We start from the raw sequence: 15792 nt of genomic DNA, 5'->3' as shown, positions 1-15792 counted from the left end.
ATCCATGTATTAGCAGGCACTATGCAGCTGGACTGTTTTACAGCAGTTCCTGAATAGCCGGCTCAATGTCCAGCGGATCACTGTAGGATTCAAAACGCTTCACAACTTGGCCATCGCGGTCAATAAGGAACTTGGTGAAATTCCATTTCACTTCGTCGTCAGCCAGTGTTGCAGGCTCACGCTCCTGAAGCATGGCATGCAGCAGCTTCCCGCTGGCATTACTTTCATCGAAGCCTTCAAAGCCCGCCTGACCGGTCAGATAGTGAAACAGGGGATGTTTATTTTCGCCTTTCACATCAACCTTCTCAAATAGGGGGAAGCTAACTCCGTAGTTAATTTGACAGAAGACGTCTACTTCTTCGTTGGTTCCGGGTTCCTCCCCGAACTGATTGCTGGGAAATCCCAGAATTTGAAATCCGTCATCCTGATATTTCTCATAGAGCTTCTGAAGGTCGGAATATTGCGGAGTGAACCCGCATTTGCTGGCGGTATTTACAATCAGCAGGACTTTATCCTTGTATTGTTCAAGACTGGTTTCCTTGCCCCGAATGTTGCGTGCGGTATATTGATATATGCTCATTGCTGAATCATCCTTCCGCAATATGTAATGAAATATTCATATTAATTAAATTGTACACAATATAATTTTGTGTGTCAAATTGTGCAATGTATTTTTTTGTGTGTACGAAGCTGGCAGTTGAGATTATACTAAGGTGTACGAACCGTTCTTCAGCAGGCGGAGAGTCTCCCCATACAGTTAGACACTGACAAAAGAATATAATGCTGGAGGAAATTTGATGAGTACTACAGAACTTACTAGCCAACTTTCCAGCTACACAGGAAGACTGCTGAGAGAGCGCTTCGGGAAAGGGCCCGAATCCATACATGCATCTATCGGAGAGCAATGCATCGCCATGCATATCCGCAATTTTATCGGGCCTGTGGAGAAATTTTTGTTAAACAAGGAAGAGGAGCAAGCGTTCCGCTACACGCGGGAGCTCCTGATGAAATCACTGCTTCCCGAGCTTTCGGCTTACCTGAAGGATCAGATGGCTATTGAGATCAGCGAGATTTTTTATGATTGGGGCATACATAACGCGTCAGGAATGATCGTTGCACTCATCAAGCACAGCGGAGTGGCTGTTGACGATTATGCCGGGCGGGAAGAAGTCCATGCCCAGATTAATGAAGTAAGCAGGAAAGTGCAGAAGGAACCGGAATTTACTGACTCCTGGTGGCTTGGCCCACGCACTCTGATCATCAAGCGTGAGGGAATTCTGATTCCTCTGGAGAAGGAACTGATTGGCCTCGGCTATGAGAATACACTCAAAACAACGAAACGCAAAATGGAAAAACGTTATTTGGAGGATACCACCACAATTGCGCCGATGCTCGGCAAGGAGCTGTCTGACATTTATGTGGATTGGGATTTCGACAAGGATACCAGTGTGATAGCATATACTTTTCATTGAACATCATAAATGAGGTGGGAATGGGTCGGACATGCAAATGAGCCGAACATGAGCCGGAGAAGGGGGAGATGACCCTTTCTTCGGCTTTTTTATTTTTCCCTGACTAGGTATATTGCGCATCAAACATTTAGGGGGATTTGATGAATGGGGGAATACAAGCAGACGGTGCTCTATGTAGAAGATAATGAGCTCAACATGGATTTAATGCATCATATCTTCAAAAGAAATCTGCCCTCCGTATTACTGCTGAAAGCTGATACGGCGAAGCTTGGTCTGCAGATTGCCAGGCAGAAGCTGCCGGATCTGATTATTTTGGATATCGGCTTGCCCGACCTGAGCGGTTATGAGGCATTGGAGTCTTTGAAGTCGAAAGAGGAGACCCGGCATATTCCGGTTTTGGCGATCAGCGCCTTTGCCCAGAGCTTGGATATCGAGCGGGCCAAAGGTGCAGGTTTTGCCGGGTATATTACAAAGCCCTTTCAGGTCAAAGAAGTTACGGAAACTGTAGAGGCTCTGTTAACAGGGGGTTTCTGACACCGGACCGGGATTAGAGCAAGGGTGTGCAATCAAAGGTGGGGCACTGGGGAGAACTCCGCCGGAAGGCCGGTTTGCCGGCAAAAAGCCGTTCTATAAGGATTATTACGAAGCCGCTTTGTTAAGGGCTTCTTTGTATTTAACTGTTCTTGCCCGCGTATCCGGGATTAAACCTATGATAAACTAAAAGGAAAATGCAGGAACGGGGATTATATAATGGAATCTGAATTTGTGGACGACTTGATACATCATGCAGAAGAAGCGCTTGCGCTTTATTCTATCTCGGAACCAGCGATTGAATATATTAGACATAATGAAAATATGACGTTTAAGGTAACAGATACAAGCGACGGCAAACAATATTTGCTGCGCATACATAAACCTGCAACAGCAGGTCTGTTTGGTATACAGCATACACTTGAAGGCTTACAGTCAGAAATGTACTTACTTCAGGGATTATCCCAAAAGAACCTGCGGGTGCAGAAACCCTCTGTTAACCGTGCGGGCCAGTTTGTTTCAGAATACACAGCCAATGAATTTGGTTCTTGTTATGCAACCTTACTGGAGTGGATAGAGGGGTCAACGCTTACTTTGCAGGAAGACAACATAGGGCAGATTGTTTTTGCATTAGGGGAGAAGCTGGCGGATCTACATCATTTTTCACGGGAATCCGCACTGCCGGCGCTAACCAGACCTGTATATGACGCAGCAAGAATAGACCGTGCGATTGAGGAACTTAGATATGGAATTGAAGCCAGCCTGTACAGTCAAGAGCACTATGAGATCATTAAGGAGGTTCTGGAATATGTAAAGGGCCAACTGAGGGATTTGGATACTCAACAAGAGTGGGGGCTCATACATGCCGATGTTCAACTTGGGAATGTTATTATTACGAATGAGGGTCCCTGTTATATAGACTTTGGATTATTCGGTTATGGCTATTACCTATTTGACCTGGGCAGCGCATCTTCCATCCTTCCAAGCGAATTAAGGCAAACCCTATTGCTGGGTTATGCTTCAAGGTCCACTTTCACTTTTGATCAGGTACGGTATATTGAAGGATTGATTTTTATGGATATATTTATCAGCTATCTGTTTTTTATTCATGACCCTGACCGGAATGGCTGGATTAAAGAGGACGCAGCAAAAGTATGCGACACCCTGTGCAGGGATTTTCTTGCCGGAAAAGAAGTTTACTATTCATTCTAAGACCTGCAGAAAGTGAATATTTAATGCCTTGAATATTATAGCTGAAAAAGCGGGAATAACATTTGACTTTCGCCCGATTATACAAGATATTTATATTGAAGTTTTAAAATAAGTGAATTTCACTCAATACTCCACAAACGGGCGGTGGATCAGATGTTAAGACAGCATGCGGAGGTATATTCCCGCTTTGGACAGGCGTACAAAACGGGAAAGGTTGGAGTAGCTTTTCTTTCTATGGATGAGAAATGGACCCGTATAAATCCCGCGGTAGTTTTGATGCTGGGGTATTCGGAGGAACAGCTCCTGGAGCATGAATTCGGTGAGTTTCTGCATAATGATTCTTTGGCGGTATATAAAAAGATGATGGGGGCTCTGCAAGCAGGAGAGGCCCCCTTTTTTGAATGTGAAATTAAGCTGACCCGTGCCGCCGGCACACCGGTCCAGCTGCTTCTGCATGCTGTGCTTGTCAGCGATCCTTGTACGGGGGAGAAACTGCATTATTTAATTCATTTGGCTGAGATTCCGGAGGGGAATCCCGCCGAAATCATCCCTCCTCCGAGTGATGAACTCTACCGGCTGATCGCCGCGAACATAAGGGATATTGTGTATTATTCCACTCTGGACAACATATGCCTGTATTGTTCACCTTCGATTCGGGAGGTGCTTGGGTATGAGCCGGAGAAGCTGATTGGACGCGATATCCGCGGGCTGATTCACCATGAGGATCTTTCCGCTTTGGAGCTCTCTGAGCCTATGGAGTTTCAGAGCATTCAGCTGCGAATCCGCCATGCCGGCGGGCGATACCTCTGGATTGAATTCACCCTGCGTTTAATTGAGGACGGGGATAGCATGAGCGTGCTTGCGGTAGGCCGTGATGTAACAGAGCGCAAAGCCGTAGAGACGATGCTGCAGGAATCCATCGAGCGGTATACCTCCCTGAAAAAATATAATCATGATGCGATTATTTCCCTGGATCTGCAGGGCAATATCATAAACGGAAATGAACAAGCCTGCCAGTTGACAGGCTACACCATCCCTGAAATGGTCGGAATGAGTGTCAGTCTGATTATCGGCGCCCATCATCTGCATGATGTAATCGATTATTGCAATGGGAACAACAGCAAGGAGCGGAACATCAATCTGATCTGGCATAAAGACGGCCATACCGTCGAAGTGCTGACAACAATCGCCCCCATCATCATCAACGAGGAGCGGGTCGGATTCTATATTATCGTGAAGGATATTACCGAGCAGAAGAAGCTGCTCATTGCCAAGGAGATTGCTGAGAATACGAACAAGGCCAAAAGCGAGTTTCTGGCAATGATGAGCCATGAGATCCGCACGCCGATGAATGGGGTTCTGGGGATGACCGATCTGCTGTTGGACATGAGTGAACCGGGCTCAGTACAGCGAGAGTATCTTGATATTATCCGGCAGAGCGGTAATACGCTGCTGAATATCATCAACGATATTCTGGATTTCTCCAAGAATGAAGCGGGCAAAACAGCCCTGCATGAAGAGCCGTTTGTACTGAGGAACTGCATGGACTCCGCGCTCGAACTGCTGCTCCTTAAGGCGGAGGCGAAGGGGTTATACATTGAGGTTATGATGGGCGCAGAAGTGCCGGAGCATTTGATAGGCGACGCAGACCGGCTGAAGCAGATTCTGCTCAATTTAGTCGGCAATGCAGTGAAGTTCACCTATACCGGAGGTGTCACAATACAGGTCCGGACTGCGGCGAAAGCCGCAGATGGCATTACGCTGCAATTCACTGTTGCTGATACCGGGATTGGTATCCCGGAAGACTCCCGGGAACGGCTATTTGAGCCGTTTTATCAGCTTGAGCAATTTATGGGCCGGCGTCATGAAGGAACAGGCCTGGGCCTGGCCATTACCAAACAGCTTGTTGAACTGATGGGCGGTAGCATCGCACTGGATACGGGCACGAAGATTGGTGCGGCCTTTGTATTCACTGTGGTGCTTCGCGAGGAGGACAAAGGTTCAGACGGGGTACCGGGTACCGAGTTGCCGAGCCTGGGTCCGGTTGGCCGGGAGCTGCGTATATTAGTGGCCGAAGACAATGAAATTAACCGAATCGTGCTGCGCAAAATATTGGAGAAGCGGGGCTACGCTGTCGATGTTGCGGTAGACGGGCTGCAGGTAGTGGAGATGGCCGGCAGCAAGGACTATGACATTATTTTCATGGATGTGCAGATGCCCGGGATGAATGGGCTGGAAGCTACCAGGGTTATTAAACAGACGCTTCCTCAGGAGAAGCTTCCGGTAATTATTGCGGTTACGGCAAATGCGCTGAAGGGCGACCGTGAGCTTTGTCTCGAGGCCGGGATGGATGAATATATCAGTAAGCCGCTCAGAAGCGAAGCTATTTCGAATATCATCGGAAAATTTTTCTGAGGCGAAAAACAGGCTTGGGCGCTTAATCTTATCAAAGGTTATTTTAGTTGCTTAAAGCTGCGAAGCGGTACATTGATGTCTTGCATCAGAGGATCTTATTGATTAAGATAGCATCAACTGGCGCAGAAGAAGCACCGGCATATAACACAAATGACAATGACGAAGAGAGTAAGCGCTAGAAGCGGATCTTAACAGGGAAGGTGTGCCGGAGACTGAGAGCACCCTCATGAGACGATTAGCGCCGAAGTTCACTTCCGAGTCGGCCCCTGAAGTATTTGCTGCAGCAACTATGGGTAGGGAGGCCCGCGCCCCGCGTTATCGGGTGTAAGACAGGGTTAATCCCGGGCAGGAAATGAGCTTTCATTTTTTGTGCCGGCGGTTGTTTTTGATTAATCCTAAATAAGGGTGGTACCACGGCTCCTCGTCCCTTGCGACGGGGGGCCTTTTTGCGTTCATAGGTTGAATTAATCGAGAAGAGGGAGTGGAAGGTAATGAGCAACGTGGAATTGGATGGGCTGAGAGCCCGCCTGGATGAAATTAATGAGCAGCTGCTGGAGCTGATCTCCGAGCGTGCCCAGGTAGTTCAGGAAATTGGTGTAGTTAAAGAAAAGCAAGGCGTGCCGAAGTTCGATCCGGAACGGGAAAAACAGATGCTGGAGAAGCTGGTAGCGGGCAACAAAGGACCTTTCACAAGCGGAACGATCCGCAGCCTCTTCAAGCAAATCTTCTCCGCTTCTCTGGATTTGCAGTCTGCCGAGCATAAGAAAAGCATGCTTGTCAGCCGTAAGAGCCACAAAGAGGACACCGTTATTGTCCTGCCGGGCGATGTGACCGTCGGCGGCCTGTCGTCGCTGATGGTAGCAGGCCCTTGCTCCGTAGAAAGCGAACTGCAGACCCGTACGGTGGCCGCGGCGCTGCAAAAGGCCGGTATCCGCGTAATGCGCGGTGGAGCGTTCAAGCCCCGGACTTCGCCGTATGATTTCCAGGGCCTTGGCATGGATGGGCTGCGGATTCTCCGTGAGGCGGCTGATGAATACGGCCTGCTGACGATCAGTGAAATCGTCGATCCGGCACATCTGGAGCCGGCGCTGGATTATGTGGATATTATACAGATCGGCGCACGCAATATGCAGAACTTTGAACTTCTCAAGGCAGCTGGAGAACTGAACAAACCGGTTCTGCTGAAACGCGGGCTTGCTGCAACGATGGAAGAATTCCTCCATGCGGCTGAGTACATCATGTCACGCGGAAATACCCAGGTCATGCTGATCGAACGCGGTATCCGCACTTACGAGAAATGGACGCGTAATACACTGGACATCTCGGCCGTGCCAATTCTGAAGCAGGAGAGCCATTTACCGGTGCTGGTGGATGTGACTCACTCCACCGGACGTAAGGATATCCTGATCCCTTGCGCCAAAGCGGCACTCGCCGCCGGAGCCGACGGCATCATGGTGGAGGTTCATCCCGATCCGGCGACTGCATTGTCGGATGCTGCGCAGCAGCTTAATATCGAGGAATTCAATACCTTCTTCAATGAGGTTAAGGCTTCAGGACTGTACCGGTAATTTAAAACTATTGAATGGACTTGATTTTCGCAGCATATGCGAGAAAAAGACCGAAATAAACGCTTACAAGTACAGGCTGCACTTTTGTGGAGGTTATGGCGGGTCAGGTACAATAGGAAACATTGGCGTTGCACCGGACCGGACTGTTTGGAACAGTCCAATCAACCATAACAGAAACAGGAGGAAACAGAAGCTTGAAGCAGCTAAAATTAAATAACGGGTGGTTTTCCAATACACGGAGCGATGTTCTTTCCGGAATGACGGTGGCAATTGCACTCATTCCCGAAGCGATTGCATTCTCGATTCTTGCCGGAGTAAGCCCGATGGTCGGTCTGTATGCCTCCTTTTGCATCGCAATTGTAACATCGTTTGCCGGAGGCAGACCGGGCATGATCTCGGCAGCCACCGGCGCAATGGCACTGCTGGTCGGCAGTCTGGTAATCCAGCACGGAATTGAGTATCTGTTCGCAGCTACCGTATTAGCCGGAGTTTTCCAAATCGTGATGGGGATGCTCAAGCTGGGGAGATTTATTACCTTTCTTCCGCAGCCCGTCATGACCGGCTTTGTCAATGCGCTGGCTATTCTGATCTTTATGGCACAGCTTACGCATTTCAAAGGCCAAAGCTGGGTGATGTACGCCCTTGTAGCCTTGACTCTGCTCATCATCTATACGGTTCCGCTGTTCACCAAGGCGGTGCCTTCGGCGCTTGTGGCAATTATTATCGTTTCAGTGCTCAGCATCGTGCTTGATCTGGATGTGAAGACCGTGGGGGATATGGGAGAGATAACATCGGCTTTGCCGCTGTTCCATCTGCCGCAGCTGCCATTTACAATGGATACGCTGCTCATTATATTGCCATATTCACTGTCACTCGCTGTGGTGGGGCTGCTGGAATCGCTGATGACGGCAACTTTAATTGACGATATAACCGGAACCGGAAGCGACAAGAACCGTGAAGCGAAGGGTCAGGGATTGGCGAACATCGTTACGGGCTTTTTCGGAGGCATGGCAGGCTGTGCGATGATCGGCCAATCGATGGTCAACATGAAATCGGGGGGACGCACCCGGCTCTCCACCTTTGTGTCGGGGATATTCCTCTTGTTCCTCATCCTCGTTCTCGGTGATATCGTTAAGCAAATTCCAATGGGAGCGCTGGTAGGCGTCATGATCATGGTGTGCATCAGCACCTTTGAATGGGGTTCGCTGAAGACGCTGGCCCGCGTACCGCTAAGTGATGCACTGGTAATGATTGTAACGGTTGTTACGGTCGTGCTAACGGATAATCTGTCCATCGGGGTGTTGTTCGGTGTTCTGCTCAGTGCCCTGACATTTGCCTGGAAAATAGCCTCGATTTCCCTGAGCGTCCAGACATCCGCCGATATGGTTACGTATGTGGTTTCCGGCCAGTTGTTTTTCGGTACGACAAGCCACTTTATTCATGAGTTTAACTATGAGGGTGATCCGGAGAACATCAGGATCGACTTCACACATTCGCATGTATGGGACCAGTCAGCGGCTGGCGCCATTGCCAAGACGATCAGCAAGTATGCGGCGTATGGCAAAACGGTTACGATTACCGGGTTAAACGAGGAAAGCACACAGCTGGTAAAACGGGTTGGCTTGTCCTTATCCGGTGGACATTCGTAATTCATATGATTAATAATTCATCTTTTGAGCAGCTTTCTCTATGGAGAAGGCTGCTATTTATATATTATAGAAGAACGGTGATATTCCCGGCAGAAGGATTGGCAGAGGGTGGAAGGGACTCCCGTGCTTGAGACCTTAGAATACTTCCCTGCAAAAAAAATTCCTTGCGACCGCTGGTGCTGCACCACCGTATAGAAGGTTAACAATACCAAGCAGAGCATAATTAGGGAGGTTTCAACAATCATGGAGATTAATCCGAAATTGAAGCAGACTAGGCCAGGCAAACTCATAGGCATCGCGGCGGCGGTATTGGTTCTGGGGCTAATCGCCGCCAACTCATTTGCTACCGTAGAGTACGGGCATGTAGGTTTGTACAAAACCTTCGGCAAACTGAACAACAATATGCTGACGCCGGGCATTCATTTGAAAATCCCCTTCTTCCAGAGTGTAATTCAGGTCAACACGCAGGTAACCAAAGCGGAGACGGACACTACGGCATCGTCTAAAGACCTTCAGCCCGTATCTACCCATGTAGCTGTTAACTATTCCGTCAGTAAAGACTCTGCCTATAATCTGATGAATAATATTGGAGGCAATTTTGATGCCGTGATCATCAACCCGGCGATTCAGGAGATTGTGAAGGAGGTCACGGCTAAATACCCCGCAGAAGATTTGATTACTCGGCGTGATGCCGTGGCGGGAGAAATCAGTGGCCTGCTCACTGCACGGCTGGCCAAATATGATCTAGTCGTTAATGACATCAACATTGTCAATTTCAAATTCTCCGATGCCTTCAACCAATCGATTGAAGCCAAGCAGGTTGCCCAGCAGCAGGCGCTGAAGGCGGAGAATGATCTCCGGCGGGTCGAGATAGAAGCCAAACAGAAGATTGCCCAGGCACAGGCGGAGGCCGAATCCTTAAGACTGAAGAAGCAGGAGGTTACACCTGAGCTGGTGCAGCTGAAGCAAATTGAAGTCCAGGAGAAAGCGCTGGAGAAATGGAACGGTGTACTGCCGTCGGTAACGGGCGGGGCCACGCCATTTGTGGACATTGATTCGCTGACGCAAAAGTAACCATTGGCTACGGCATAAAGAAGAGCCTTGCTCCTGAATGAGAGCAAGGCTTTTTGCATGATTTTAAGAAGATAGCTTGTCCGGTTTCCCGTTATCAGTATTGGAAGAGCATCGTCGGAATTTGCCAGCCGGCGCCTACGGACCAGAAGAAGACATAGTCGCCGCGTTTGATCCGTCCATCCTCGACTCCACGCTGAAAGGCGATAAATGGACTGCTTGTGGCGGTATAGCCAAATTCGTCGCCAACATAGATGAATTTCTCTTCACTAAGGCCGAGTCCCTCTTGAATCAGCTCAATATTTTTGAGTGAGAATTGGGACAGGCAGAAGGCGGAGATATCATCGGTAGTCAGGCCGTTGCGGCTCAGCAGCTCTTTAATATCAGCTATGGCCGCATCCACGCATACTGTACCGTCAAACGGCGTCCAGCGGATTCGAATCTGCTCTGCTGTTATATCTTCGCGATAGATATTGGACAATCCGCATGCTGGAAACATGATGTTCTCGCAGCCTTCGGAATCTGTGTAGTACAAGGAATCTGTAAATCCCCCAGCTTCACTGCTCCGCTCCAGAATAACGGCGGCCGCCGCATCTCCAAAGTTAGGATAGGTAATTTCATCATCCGTATTGCAGTTGACCGAGCTGTAGTCACTCCCTGTGATCAGTGCATAACGGATGCTTGGGTTCGACTGCATGTAACGGCTCGCCTGTTCAACAGCCGCTACCATACCGGCGCAATTGGCATTGGAATCCAGAGTGATGGTGCGATGCTTGCATTGCAGTTTGTTGTGCAGCAGCAGGGCATTGGTAGGATAAGTATACTCCGGTGTCTGTGAAGCGAACACAATCATATCTAGATCTTCACTTTGCAGACCGGCATCCTCAAGCACCTTCTGTGCCGCCTTTAATCCCATCGTCAGCGAATTTTCATTTTCGTCCTTGATAATGTATCTATTCTTTCGGCCCATCACTTCGAGGAACCGCTTGATGTCTTTCCCCATCTGCGCGAAATGATCAAGGTAATAATCATTGCCAACAATGTGCTGTGGATGGTAGTACGCGGCATTGCGGATTCTAATGTTTTCTCCGGTATGTTTCATCAGGTTCACCTACACTTCGATAATTTCATAGTTTGCCAGTTTTGTGGAGCGAGCCACCCGGCTAAGCTGCATTTTCAGCACCGGACTTTTAGCGATTGTGAAGACTACTTTTTTGAACCCGGATTGTTGGTACAGAATATAGCATTGCTCCAGCATAGGCAGCACATCCGGAGAAGAAACATTCAGCGTAGTGCAGTCCAGGACAATCTCATATTCAGTCGGGTCAAACTTGCTTACGGTTTGATTGTATTCCTGAATAAACCGTCCTGCGTCCTCCTCTGACATGGTTCCTTCGACTTGTACATCCAGTTTGTGCTCTTTGGTGTTTGTTGCGAATTTAAAACTACCCATCTGTCCAAACATCTCCTTCTACAAAATAGTTGTGAAATCAATCCAGGAAAATATGGAAACCAATAATTCCATATAATTATTATCGTTGTTTTGAAAAGGTTTATTTAGCATAATTAAACTTTTTATTTTTTTGTATTTATAAAATAGGGTTTAATTCCATTCCGTGAAGAGGTACATAAAGCATATTGAAAGGTGTGGATCGTTCTCCCTCGCCTTTCCAAAGCGTTCTTCTATTGGTATGATTACAGGGTATGAGAATATCTACTGCTATGGAGGAATTAACAATGAGTGAGATTACATTATCCGGGATCATTGATCATACGCTGCTGAAGGCGGATGCACGGAAAGAAGATATCATCAAGTTGGCGGAAGAGGCCAAAGCCTATAAGTTCGCCTCAGTCTGCGTAAATCCAGCATGGGTATCTGTTGCCCATGAAGTCTTGAAAGATACACCGGAGGTAAAAGTATGCACGGTTATCGGCTTCCCGTTAGGCTCTTCAACACCGGAAACAAAGGCCTTTGAAACAACTGATGCAATAGCAAAAGGTGCAGGTGAAGTCGATATGGTGATCAACATCGGCGCTTTGAAGGATGGCAATGATGAATTGGTGAAGCGTGATATCTCTGCTGTTGTTGATGCAGCCCGCGGCAAAGCATTAACCAAAGTCATTATCGAGGCTTGCCTGCTGAGCGATGAGGAGAAAGTTCGTGCCTGCAAGCTTGCTGTTGAAGCGGGAGCGGATTATGTGAAGACTTCAACCGGATTTTCCACCGGAGGAGCCACCAAGGAAGATATCGCACTGATGCGTGCGGCAGTCGGTCCGGACATCGGCGTCAAAGCATCCGGCGGTGTGCGCAGCGCAGAGGATGCCCTTGTTATGGTTGGAGCCGGAGCGACAAGAATCGGCACCAGTGGCGGCGTGGCTATTGCCAAAGGCGAACAGAGCCAAAGCAGCTATTAAAGTTCATGCAGTCCAGCTACTCCAGCTACAAAAAACCGGCTGCGCCATCCTTGTATAAAGGACGGCGCAGCCGGTTTTTTTCTATAGGCAGGGCTTGATTCTATAATTCACATCATTAACTAGAGTAGTGTTTTCCGCTGCAATGTCCATTGAAGAGTACAACTGGTGCAGCTCAGATTAGACCAGTCCTTTGTCCATCGCTTTGCTGATCAGGGTGGCGAACAGGCTGTTAGACCAGGCGAACCACTCGCGTGAGAAATCGGCGGGATTGTCAGGGTGGAAGCCCTCGTGCATATATCCGGTATCCGCATCGGTCCGTATAAGCTCCATTCCGGAATACCCGGATGGCTGGGGGGAAGAGGAGGGACATTGGCTGACCCGGTCATCCATTCTGAAATTGGATAATCTGCTGGACTGGGAGTTTGTTGCGGACACGACACCACTGGATATCAATGACCGGGATAATATTCTGTTCCCTGAGAAAATAGGCGGCAAATTCGTGCTGCTGCACCGTCCCGAGGAATACGTGGGTGAAGCCTACGGAACCGAGAAGGCGGCCATGTGGATTACCTACTCCGAGGATCTTATCCATTGGGAAGAACCCAAGCTGCTTGCCACAGCCGGGAATCTATCCTGGGAATCGCGGAAGACCGGAGGCTCTACACCTCCGGTACGTACGGACAAGGGCTGGCTGGTGCTCTATCACGGCGTCGATGAGGACATTGTCTACCGTGTAGGAGCCATGCTGCTGGATTTGGAGCAGCCGGAGAAGATCATTGCCCGGACACAAAATTTCATTATGGTGCCGGAGATGTATTATGAGAAATTCGGTTTTCAGATCCCCAATGTCATCTTCCCGACTGGAAATGTAGTCAAAGACGGGCTGCTACGGGGTAACGGACACGGCGATTGCGCTCGCAACTGTTCCGCTGGATGAGCTGGTAGAGCATATCCTGAAGGAAGCACAGTAGCAAAATAACCGCACAAAGTGGGGCCTTAGCTTCAAATATAAGTATTTTTATGCTTCGCATTGTAAATTATCCTTCTATTTCTCGCTGAAACGATACCGTCCTACAAAAAGGACGGCAAAGCAGTTTCTACTTGGATGTTTACTCAGGTACTTTGCGGGGGCCCCAAAACATATAAAGAAAGGGCGTAAGCTTCGCCAATTTAAACCGGTCTTTTCGCAGCAGTTCCCTTCAAGGCATGGTCCTTGCGGTACTGTCCCGGCGTCAGACCGGTTTCTTTTTTGAACTTGCGGATGAAATTCGGCGCATCCAGATAACCCACCTGCTCAATGATTTCCTTAAGCGGTGCACTCGTATTCTCCAGTAGCCGGATCACCTCATCCACCCGCCGCTGCCAGATGTACTGTGAGAAATTGCTGCCCGTCTTCTCTTTGAAGCTCTGGAGAGCCTTCAGCCGTTGGCCGAGATGCCCGGAGTTTCGGTCCGCATCGTGCAGGATGAAGCGGGCAGAGCTATATTCCGTGGACGCATCCAGATTGAGTCCTCCGCTGCGGGGGTGGATGCCAAGACTGTCAATGACGGGCTGCGTGAGGGTGAGATTGCGGTGTATACCCGGGACTATGGCGTGAAGCAGGGCTATTTCGATATCGATCCAAGGTCTCTGCAAGGGGATGATCTTCAGGTCATCGTAAGCAGAATAAGCGAAATCGTGGGGGGGAAACCGAATGAATAATATTCAGCAGCGCTTCTATAAGAACAGAGCCGCACTTAATGTCTTGGCAGGCGGCATTGAGAACGCCAAGGAGATTTATGCGGCAGCGGAGGGGCATGTCCTGGTAGGCGTGCTCTCCAAAAATTACGCCACGGCGGAGGAAGCGGCAGCCGCCGTGACGGAATATGGTCGAGCTATTCAAGATGCCGTATCCATCGGCCTGGGAGCAGGAGACAACCGGCAGGCGGCAGTTGTGGCGGAGATTGCCAAAAGCTATCCGGGAAGCCATATCAATCAGGTATTTCCGGCAGTGGGGGCGACCCGCGCCAATCTGGGAGCCCAAGGCAGCTGGATCAACAGCCTGGTCTCTCCCTGCGGAAAGCCGGGCTATGTAAATATATCGACCGGTCCCATCAGCTCGGGGAACGAGCCGCAAGCCATTGTGCCGGTTCATGCGGCCATTGCACTGGTTCGTGACATGGGCGGCAATGCGCTCAAATATTATCCGATGCAGGGGTTGAAGCTGGAAGAGGAGTACCGTGCGGTTGCCAAGGCCTGTGGGGAAGCCGGCTTTGCTCTGGAGCCTACGGGTGGAATCGACATGGGCAACTTTGGCCCCATCCTGGAGATTGCGCTGCAGGCAGGCGTTCCGCAGGTCATACCACATATCTATTCCTCAATTATTGATCCGCAGACCGGGAATACGAACGTAGAGGATGTCCGCAGACTGCTCGAAACTATGAAATCGTTGGTGGATCAGTATGCCTAGGATTGCTGCTTTTGGCGAAGTGATGATGCGGCTGCAGGTTCCTGGCTATGAAACGCTGGTCCAGAGCAGCAGGCTGGAGTACTCTTTTTCAGGAAGCGGGGTTAATGTAACGGCAGCGCTGGCCAGATATGGCCATAACGGTGCTATCATAACCACCTTGCCGGAAACTCCGGTGGGTGAAGCGGCGATCGCTTATCTGCGCAAGCTTGGGGTGGATACGTCACTGATCAGCCGGGGCGGCAAGCAGCTGGGGATGTACTTTCTGGAAAATGGCTTTGGAGCCCGCCCCGGCAGAGTCACTTACACAGACCGGCCGGGCAGCAGCTTCAATACCGCCGAGGCGGGCAATTATGATATGGCAGCTCTTGCCTCCCGTGTAGACGTCCTTCATTTGTGCGGCATTACGCTGGCTATGAATGAAGGAGTGCGCAAGCAGATGAAGCAGCTTGCTGCGGAGGTGAAAAGCGCCGGAGGCAAGGTTGTCTTTGACTGCAATTACCGCCCCGGGCTATGGGGTATGGATGGCTGTGCCAAGGCCCGCCCGCATTATGAAGATCTGCTGGAGCTGGCGGATACGGTGATGATGAATGAGAAGGACGCGCAGTTTATTCTTGGCATCGGAACTGGAGAATATGATAGAATAACACAGTTGAAGCAAGCAATTCCTGAGGTGGCGAAGCGCTTCGGAATCGGAACGGCAGCGGGAACCCACCGTGAGATTAATGCTGACAATACGCATTCCTTAACGGGATATATCTATCATCAAGGTACATTCGAGTTTTCCCGTAAGCTGACCTTCCCTGTATTTGACCGGATTGGCGCCGGTGATGCTTTTGCCAGCGCCATCATCCATGGGGAATTGCAGCAGTACCCGTGGCAGCAAACAGTTAATATGGCAGCAGCGGCGGCAATGCTGGCCCACACCACCCAAGGCGACACCGCGCTTTTTACCGAGGGTGAGGTGCTCCGGGCGTTGTCAGACCATACCTTAGATGTTGAAAGGTAGTGAA

13 protein-coding genes and 4 pseudogenes are annotated in these 15792 nt (G+C 49.6%); 12 read left to right on the top strand and 5 right to left on the bottom strand.

Going from position 1 to position 15792, the window contains the following annotated elements; all coding sequences use genetic code 11:
* Nucleotides 1-37 precede the first annotated feature (37 nt).
* Entirely contained in the window at nucleotides 38-580 is a 543-nt protein-coding gene (locus tag AC3WT9_RS29175; RefSeq protein WP_341096482.1) for a glutathione peroxidase, read from the bottom strand.
* Nucleotides 581-797: 217 nt separating this feature from the next.
* Between AC3WT9_RS29175 and AC3WT9_RS29170 the strand changes: the two genes are divergently transcribed.
* The 7 genes from AC3WT9_RS29170 to AC3WT9_RS29140 all read left to right on the top strand — a co-directional run bounded on the left by AC3WT9_RS29170 (nucleotide 798) and on the right by AC3WT9_RS29140 (nucleotide 9921).
* Complete coding sequence (locus AC3WT9_RS29170) at nucleotides 798-1472, top strand: Na-translocating system protein MpsC family protein (RefSeq protein ID WP_341096480.1); 675 nt, start codon at nucleotides 798-800, stop codon at nucleotides 1470-1472.
* Between the two features lie 144 nt (nucleotides 1473-1616).
* Nucleotides 1617-2006: a response regulator gene (locus AC3WT9_RS29165; protein ID WP_341096479.1), complete on the top strand. Its 390-nt coding sequence runs from the start codon at nucleotides 1617-1619 to the stop codon at nucleotides 2004-2006.
* Nucleotides 2007-2222: 216 nt separating this feature from the next.
* Nucleotides 2223-3215, top strand: coding sequence for a phosphotransferase enzyme family protein (locus tag AC3WT9_RS29160; protein WP_341379858.1), 993 nt, complete (start codon nucleotides 2223-2225; stop codon nucleotides 3213-3215).
* Between the two features lie 153 nt (nucleotides 3216-3368).
* Nucleotides 3369-5630 carry a PAS domain S-box protein gene (locus AC3WT9_RS29155; RefSeq protein ID WP_341379857.1) on the top strand — a complete coding sequence of 754 codons (2262 nt, stop codon included), beginning with the start codon at nucleotides 3369-3371 and terminating at the stop codon, nucleotides 5628-5630.
* Nucleotides 5631-6121: 491 nt separating this feature from the next.
* Nucleotides 6122-7198 (top strand): bifunctional 3-deoxy-7-phosphoheptulonate synthase/chorismate mutase, encoded by a 1077-nt coding sequence (locus tag AC3WT9_RS29150; RefSeq protein ID WP_076114024.1) that lies wholly within the window; start codon nucleotides 6122-6124, stop codon nucleotides 7196-7198.
* Nucleotides 7199-7392: 194 nt separating this feature from the next.
* On the top strand, nucleotides 7393-8847 hold the full coding sequence (locus AC3WT9_RS29145) for a SulP family inorganic anion transporter (protein ID WP_341379856.1): 1455 nt from the start codon (nucleotides 7393-7395) through the stop codon (nucleotides 8845-8847).
* Between the two features lie 243 nt (nucleotides 8848-9090).
* Complete coding sequence (locus tag AC3WT9_RS29140) at nucleotides 9091-9921, top strand: prohibitin family protein (protein WP_341096471.1); 831 nt, start codon at nucleotides 9091-9093, stop codon at nucleotides 9919-9921.
* Nucleotides 9922-10015: 94 nt separating this feature from the next.
* Here the strand turns inward: AC3WT9_RS29140 and AC3WT9_RS29135 are convergent, their stop codons facing one another.
* Together AC3WT9_RS29135 and AC3WT9_RS29130 are read right to left on the bottom strand one after the other, a co-directional pair.
* Entirely contained in the window at nucleotides 10016-11020 is a 1005-nt protein-coding gene (locus tag AC3WT9_RS29135) for a ketoacyl-ACP synthase III (protein WP_038596683.1), read from the bottom strand.
* Nucleotides 11021-11029: 9 nt separating this feature from the next.
* Nucleotides 11030-11371, bottom strand: coding sequence for a hypothetical protein (locus tag AC3WT9_RS29130; RefSeq protein ID WP_038596681.1), 342 nt, complete (start codon nucleotides 11369-11371; stop codon nucleotides 11030-11032).
* A 284-nt stretch (nucleotides 11372-11655) separates the two neighbouring features.
* Between AC3WT9_RS29130 and deoC the strand changes: the two genes are divergently transcribed.
* A complete protein-coding gene (deoC, locus tag AC3WT9_RS29125) occupies nucleotides 11656-12333 on the top strand; it encodes a deoxyribose-phosphate aldolase (protein ID WP_340896456.1) in 678 nt (225 codons plus the stop codon).
* 177 nt (nucleotides 12334-12510) lie between these two features.
* Here the strand turns inward: deoC and AC3WT9_RS29120 are convergent.
* Nucleotides 12511-12657 (bottom strand): annotated as a pseudogene (locus AC3WT9_RS29120) (glycoside hydrolase family 125 protein); the annotation flags it as partial.
* Between AC3WT9_RS29120 and AC3WT9_RS29115 the strand changes: the two are divergent.
* Nucleotides 12656-13304 (top strand): annotated as a pseudogene (locus tag AC3WT9_RS29115) (glycoside hydrolase family 130 protein); the annotation flags it as partial. The pseudogenes AC3WT9_RS29120 and AC3WT9_RS29115 overlap by 2 nt on opposite strands.
* A gap of 199 nt (nucleotides 13305-13503) precedes the next feature.
* On the opposite strand, the pseudogene AC3WT9_RS29110 reads toward AC3WT9_RS29115, so the two are convergent.
* Nucleotides 13504-13743: pseudogene (locus AC3WT9_RS29110) on the bottom strand (helix-turn-helix domain-containing protein); the annotation flags it as partial.
* Between AC3WT9_RS29110 and AC3WT9_RS29105 the strand changes: the two are divergent.
* From AC3WT9_RS29105 to AC3WT9_RS29095, 3 genes and pseudogenes are all read left to right on the top strand, one after another.
* Nucleotides 13738-14034: pseudogene (locus AC3WT9_RS29105) on the top strand (SelA-like pyridoxal phosphate-dependent enzyme); the annotation flags it as partial. The pseudogenes AC3WT9_RS29110 and AC3WT9_RS29105 overlap by 6 nt on opposite strands.
* A complete protein-coding gene (dagF, locus tag AC3WT9_RS29100; RefSeq protein WP_341379854.1) occupies nucleotides 14027-14782 on the top strand; it encodes a 2-dehydro-3-deoxy-phosphogluconate aldolase in 756 nt (251 codons plus the stop codon). The pseudogene AC3WT9_RS29105 and the gene dagF, both read left to right, overlap by 8 nt.
* Nucleotides 14775-15788: a sugar kinase gene (locus tag AC3WT9_RS29095; RefSeq protein WP_341379852.1), complete on the top strand. Its 1014-nt coding sequence runs from the start codon at nucleotides 14775-14777 to the stop codon at nucleotides 15786-15788. Before dagF ends, AC3WT9_RS29095 begins: the two co-directional genes overlap by 8 nt.
* Nucleotides 15789-15792 lie beyond the last annotated feature (4 nt).

The organism is Paenibacillus sp. EB106-06-01-XG199 (assembly GCF_058791575.1).
Note: the sequence above shows the minus strand (reverse complement) of the source record. Positions and strands in the feature narration are given on the sequence as shown.

What these genes read in the sequence shown, in the direction of transcription:
- AC3WT9_RS29095 (WP_341379852.1), top strand. Translation starts at nt 14,775, where the DNA reads ATGCCTAGGATTGCTGCTTTTGGCGAAGTGATGATGCGGCTGCAGGTT.
- dagF (WP_341379854.1), top strand. Translation starts at nt 14,027, where the DNA reads ATGAATAATATTCAGCAGCGCTTCTATAAGAACAGAGCCGCACTTAAT.
- AC3WT9_RS29160 (WP_341379858.1), top strand. Translation starts at nt 2,223, where the DNA reads ATGGAATCTGAATTTGTGGACGACTTGATACATCATGCAGAAGAAGCG.
- AC3WT9_RS29140 (WP_341096471.1), top strand. Translation starts at nt 9,091, where the DNA reads ATGGAGATTAATCCGAAATTGAAGCAGACTAGGCCAGGCAAACTCATA.
- deoC (WP_340896456.1), top strand. Translation starts at nt 11,656, where the DNA reads ATGAGTGAGATTACATTATCCGGGATCATTGATCATACGCTGCTGAAG.
- AC3WT9_RS29150 (WP_076114024.1), top strand. Translation starts at nt 6,122, where the DNA reads ATGAGCAACGTGGAATTGGATGGGCTGAGAGCCCGCCTGGATGAAATT.
- AC3WT9_RS29165 (WP_341096479.1), top strand. Translation starts at nt 1,617, where the DNA reads ATGGGGGAATACAAGCAGACGGTGCTCTATGTAGAAGATAATGAGCTC.
- AC3WT9_RS29170 (WP_341096480.1), top strand. Translation starts at nt 798, where the DNA reads ATGAGTACTACAGAACTTACTAGCCAACTTTCCAGCTACACAGGAAGA.
- AC3WT9_RS29155 (WP_341379857.1), top strand. Translation starts at nt 3,369, where the DNA reads ATGTTAAGACAGCATGCGGAGGTATATTCCCGCTTTGGACAGGCGTAC.
- AC3WT9_RS29175 (WP_341096482.1), bottom strand. Translation starts at nt 580, where the DNA reads ATGAGCATATATCAATATACCGCACGCAACATTCGGGGCAAGGAAACC.
- AC3WT9_RS29130 (WP_038596681.1), bottom strand. Translation starts at nt 11,371, where the DNA reads ATGGGTAGTTTTAAATTCGCAACAAACACCAAAGAGCACAAACTGGAT.
- AC3WT9_RS29135 (WP_038596683.1), bottom strand. Translation starts at nt 11,020, where the DNA reads ATGAAACATACCGGAGAAAACATTAGAATCCGCAATGCCGCGTACTAC.